At 74.0% G+C, this 4,300-nt stretch carries 5 protein-coding genes; 1 reads left to right on the forward strand and 4 read right to left on the reverse strand.

All coding sequences use genetic code 11. From position 1 onward, the window contains the following. Positions 1 to 85 precede the first annotated feature (85 nt). On the reverse strand, positions 86 to 1,528 hold the full coding sequence (locus ABZ923_RS40980; RefSeq protein ID WP_361483439.1) for a hydrolase: 1,443 nt from the start codon (positions 1,526 to 1,528) through the stop codon (positions 86 to 88). A 227-nt stretch (positions 1,529 to 1,755) separates the two neighbouring features. On the opposite strand from ABZ923_RS40980, the gene ABZ923_RS40985 reads away from it, so the two are divergent. Continuing rightward, positions 1,756 to 2,019, forward strand: a complete 264-nt coding sequence (locus ABZ923_RS40985; RefSeq protein WP_361483442.1) for a GlsB/YeaQ/YmgE family stress response membrane protein — start codon at positions 1,756 to 1,758, stop codon at positions 2,017 to 2,019. A 1-nt stretch (position 2,020) separates the two neighbouring features. Here ABZ923_RS40985 and ABZ923_RS40990 read toward each other — a convergent pair whose 3' ends face one another. Genes ABZ923_RS40990 through ABZ923_RS41000 form a run of 3 tightly spaced genes read right to left on the reverse strand, consistent with a single transcriptional unit; the run spans position 2,021 to position 3,893 of the window. Further along, positions 2,021 to 2,797, reverse strand: a complete 777-nt coding sequence (locus tag ABZ923_RS40990; RefSeq protein ID WP_361483445.1) for a GNAT family N-acetyltransferase — start codon at positions 2,795 to 2,797, stop codon at positions 2,021 to 2,023. Positions 2,798 to 2,837: 40 nt separating this feature from the next. Further along, positions 2,838 to 3,020, reverse strand: coding sequence for a hypothetical protein (locus ABZ923_RS40995; protein WP_361483448.1), 183 nt, complete (start codon positions 3,018 to 3,020; stop codon positions 2,838 to 2,840). A gap of 18 nt (positions 3,021 to 3,038) precedes the next feature. Continuing rightward, positions 3,039 to 3,893, reverse strand: a complete 855-nt coding sequence (locus ABZ923_RS41000; RefSeq protein WP_361483451.1) for a GNAT family N-acetyltransferase — start codon at positions 3,891 to 3,893, stop codon at positions 3,039 to 3,041. Positions 3,894 to 4,300: the final 407 nt, after the last annotated feature.

A 4,300-nucleotide genomic window follows, 5' to 3' on the forward strand; every position in this document is an offset into this window, starting at 1 on the left:
GGGGGGGGGGGGGCCCGGGGGGGGTGGGGGGGGGGCGGGGGGCGGGGGGGGGGGGGGGCCCCCCGCGCCCCCCCCCCCCCGCGGCTCAGCTCACCTCGAGCGCGGTGTCGTCGACGACGAACGACGTCTGGTACTTGGAGCCCTCGGTGCCGGTGAACTTCAGGGTGACCGTCTGCCCGGCGTAGCCGCTCAGGTCGAAGCCGCGCTGGGTGTACCCGGAGGCGGCGTTGAGGTTGGAGTAGGCCGCCAGGGTGCCGAGGACCGTGCCGGAGCCGCTGAGCACCTGGACCTTGAGGGTGTCGTAGGCGGTGCTGCTCGAGGTCTCGGCGGTGTCCACGTGCAGGTAGAAGCTGAGCCTGGCCGAGCAGCCGGACGGGATGGCCACCGACTGGGCGAGCGTGTCGGTGGTGGCGGTGCCGTTCCCGTCGAGCCAGGCGTAGGAGGAGCCGGAACGGGGCTGCTCGCCGGTGGAGTTGGTGATGACCCCGCTCGTGGCGCTCCAGGAGCCGCTGCCGGACTCGAAGCCGCTGTTGCCGAGGAGCTGGGCGGCGGTGCAGGACGTCGAGCCGCCGCCCCCGCCGCTGCCGCTCGCGCCGGCCAGCCACTCGGTGGCGTTGAGGGCGAGGGCCGCGTTGGTGGCGCTGGTGTCGTTCCAGCCGTCGTACAGCGTGTTGCCGTACTGGCCGGTGCCGTCGTCGACGGGTGAGCTGTCGCCCCAGAAGGCGACCCGGCCGCTGCCGAAGGTGCTGGTGGCGAAGAAGGCGCCGGTGTTGCCGGAGTAACCGGTGCGGTAGAGCAGGCCCTTGACGCCGGGGTTGTCGGCGGGCTTGAGGGTGGCGGTGGTCCCGCTGGCGATCAGGCTCTTGGTGACCGTGCCGAAGGAGCCGTGCAGCACCGGGTTGGTGCTGTCGCTGACGGCGGACGGGTGGTCGGAGCCGATGCTGAGCGAGTCGACGGAGAAGCCGAACGGGTCGGTGGAGTCGACGCTGTTGTTCGTCATCAGGTCGTTGAAGATCTCGACCGCGTCGTAGCCGTCGTTGTTGCGGTCGGCTCCGGTGTGGTCGGAGATCATGAACAGCCCGCCGCCGTTCTTCACGAAGTTCATGATCGCCGTCTTCTCGGCGCTGGTGAACAGCGTGTTGGGTTCCGGCAGGACCAGCGTGTCGAAGTTCGACAGGTCGGTCGCGGAGGTGCCGCCGTAGCCGAGGGCGGATCCGGACGGCAGGGTCTTCAGGCTGTAGTTGCCGGTCTTCTGGAGCGCGACGCCCCAGGAGGACAGGGCGCCGGTCCAGTCCGTCTCGGCGGACGGGGAGGAGTCCTGGCCGAGCGGGTCGGGCTGGCTGGTGGAGACGATCCAGTCGGCGTTGCCGGCCGTCTCGGCGTGGGCGTTGTCGAACAGGATGCGGTGCGGGGTCGCCGCGTGGGCGGGGGTGCCGGTGCCGACCTGGAGGGTGGCTCCGGTGACGAGCAGTCCCAGGCCGGCCAGGGCGGTGGTGCATCTGCGGCGGGATCTCCTGGATCCAAGCATCCGTCGAACCTCCATGAGGGGTGGGGAAGAGGCAGTGCGGGCGCCAAGTCTGCGCGCGTAGAGCTCGCTTGAGCGTTCTACACGCGTCGATTGGTTGAAAGGTACATGGCATGAAGGGCCGGTGAACAGAGGCGTCCGGCGGCAACCGGAGCAGAGTGGCTCCGCCGACAGCGGGCACACGCCACAGCAGCGGGATTCGGCGACAGAAGCGTCAAGGGAGGGCGGCCATGGAGATCTCGGGCGTCATCAGCGCCATCGTCATCGGCATCGTCATCGGTGTACTGGGCCGGCTGGTCGTCCCGGGACGGCAGCACATCGGTGTCCTGTGGACGATCGTCGTCGGCATCGCGGCCGCGCTGCTGGGCTCGGCGATCGCCGCCGGGCTCGGCGTCGCCGACACCAAGGGGCCCGACTGGATCGAGTGGTTCGTCCAGATCGCCCTGGCGGCCGTGGGCGTGGCCGCGCTGGACCGGGCCCTCGCCCGCCGCTGAGTCAGTTCCCGTACACGTAGGGCGTTGTGGTGCTCAGGGCGTGGAAGCCGAGGCGTTCCAGGATCGGGCGGCTCATGGCGGAGGCGTCGACGTGGAGGTAGCGGTAGCCCCGTTCGGCGGCGGCGCGGGCCCGGTGGGCGACCAGGGCACGGTAGATGCCCCGGCCCCGCCAGGCCGCGACGGTGCCGCCGCCCCACAGTCCGGCGAACGGCGTGCCGGGCACCGGTTCCATGCGGGCGGCGGCGACGGGTTCGCCGTCGGCCAGGGCGGCCACGGCGACGACCGTGCCGGGTTCGACGGCGAGCCGGGCCAGCAGCCGGTGCCGCAGCGCGGTGCCTTCGGTGCCGAAGGCCCGCTCGTGTGCGGCCACGACGAGGTCCACGCCGGCCGCATCGGTGGCCGCCACGCAGGTGACGCCCTCCGGCGGTGCGGTGTCCAGGGCGAGCGCGGTCACCTCCGCGACCATCAGCGTCTCCGTGGGCTCGGCCCGGAACCCGGCGGCGACCATCCGGCCGGCGAGGTCCGCGGGCTCGTCGTGGCCGTAGAGCTTCCACTCGAAGTCCCGGCCCAGGCCGGTGAAGCGGTCGATCTGCTCACGGACGGCCCGGTCCGCGTCCGCCGCGTCCAGATTGGACCAGAGCACGCCGTTCCAGCCCAGCGGGTCCGCGACCTGACGCACCACCCGGCCGGCCCGCTCGATCCGGGCCCCGGGCCCGTCGGGCCGGGCACCCTCGCGCAGGTCCCGGTCGTACGCGGCGAGCACAGCGGCGTGATCCATGGCGTCACTTCAGCACGAACTCCCCCGCGGTCCAACCGAATTAGGCGCGCCGGCCGTCGTCCGGCCGTACCGCCGCCGGACAGGCGGTGAGCCGGTCCCGGTTGCGGGCGAGGCAGTCGATGCGGGCACGCTGCCCGTGCGGGACATCGCGCCCGCCGTGACGGTGGAGGGGCCGGTGCCGGAGCTGGTGGACGAGGTACGGGAGCTGTACCGCCGCTGCCACGGCCGCCGTTCCCGAGGATCAGCCGAGTTCGAGCGTGGTCACGCCGAACACCCGCTCCCGGGCATGGGCGCGCACCGGGCCGGTGTACATGCGGGCGGTCTCGAACGAGGGCCGCAGTCCGGCCTCCTCGGCGAGGGCGACGCCGGCCGCGTTCGGCTCGGGCACGTCGATCGCGACCTCGCGGCCGGCCACGTCGGCGGTCAGGGCGTCGAACAGGGCCCGGGCGTCGTCGGCGGTGTCCGCGAACAGGGGGCCGACGCGCAGGGTGTCGTGGCCGGGGCGGATCACGCCGTAGCCGGTCGGGCGCCCGCCGTCCTCGCGGACGACGGCCCGGTGGCCGGGTGTGGTGAGCCACTCGGCGAGGAAGCGGGGGCGGTCGGCGGGGTGGCAGGCGCTGTCGTAGGCGGTGAGCGCGGCCAGGTCGGCGGGGGCGGCGGGGCGTACGCCGGCGGGCATGGCGCGCTCGGGGGCGGTGCCGGTGAACCGGATGGTGCGGTGGGCGAGCCGGAACCCGGACTGCCGGTAGTTGTCCTGCTGCGCCACGACTCCGTCCAGGCCGACGGTCCGGTTCCCGGCGTGGGCCAGGGCGGTCTTCCAGGTGGTGAGCCCGTGTCCGCGGCCGCGCAGGTCGGGGCGGACGAGGTAGCAGCCGAGGAAGGCGAAGTCGGGTCCGTGGTTGACGACGGACACGGCCGACACCGGCTCCCCGTCGATCCGGCCGAGGAAGAACCCCTCGGGATCCTGCGCGAAGAACGCGGGTCCGTCGGACAGCCCGGGGTTCCAGCCCTCCGCCGCCGCCCACCCGCTGATCACCGGCCAGTCGGCGAGGGTGGCCTGCGTGACGACGAGGTCCTGGGGGGCCGCAGAGGTCATCGGTACGCTCCGTATCCATCGGGGTCGCCTGCCGTGCGGCACGGGTCTCGGCCGCACCGCCCGCAGCATCCTTCCGGATCAACGCAGGGCGCGCCACGGGGAGATCAGCCGATACGGGGCGGGGCGCGGGAGTTCTGGTGCGTGCGGACACCGCTGCCGTGCGACGGCCGGCCGGCTGGCCGTCGCCGAGGATCGGCACGCCGACGGCGTCGGGCACGAACACCCGCGCGGCTCGGGGCAGTTCGAGCGCAGCCGACGCTGTTCCCCGGGCACGGCCCGGCGCCGGTACGCCTTCCTGTCCGGCGGCGGGGCGCCGGGCGGGGGGGGGGGGGCGCCCCGCCCGGGGGGGGCGGCCGCCCCCCCCGCCCCCGGCGGGCCCGGCGGGAGGCCCGCGGGCCGGCCGGGGC

Source organism: Streptomyces sp. NPDC046881 (genome assembly GCF_040645015.1).
GTDB lineage: Bacteria > Actinomycetota > Actinomycetes > Streptomycetales > Streptomycetaceae > Streptomyces.

Bases quoted from the DNA above. Each gene is read 5' to 3' on its own strand.
- ABZ923_RS40980 (WP_361483439.1), bottom strand. From the start codon at position 1,528: ATGCTTGGATCCAGGAGATCCCGCCGCAGATGCACCACCGCCCTGGCC.
- ABZ923_RS40985 (WP_361483442.1), top strand. From the start codon at position 1,756: ATGGAGATCTCGGGCGTCATCAGCGCCATCGTCATCGGCATCGTCATC.
- ABZ923_RS40990 (WP_361483445.1), bottom strand. From the start codon at position 2,797: ATGGATCACGCCGCTGTGCTCGCCGCGTACGACCGGGACCTGCGCGAG.
- ABZ923_RS41000 (WP_361483451.1), bottom strand. From the start codon at position 3,893: ATGACCTCTGCGGCCCCCCAGGACCTCGTCGTCACGCAGGCCACCCTC.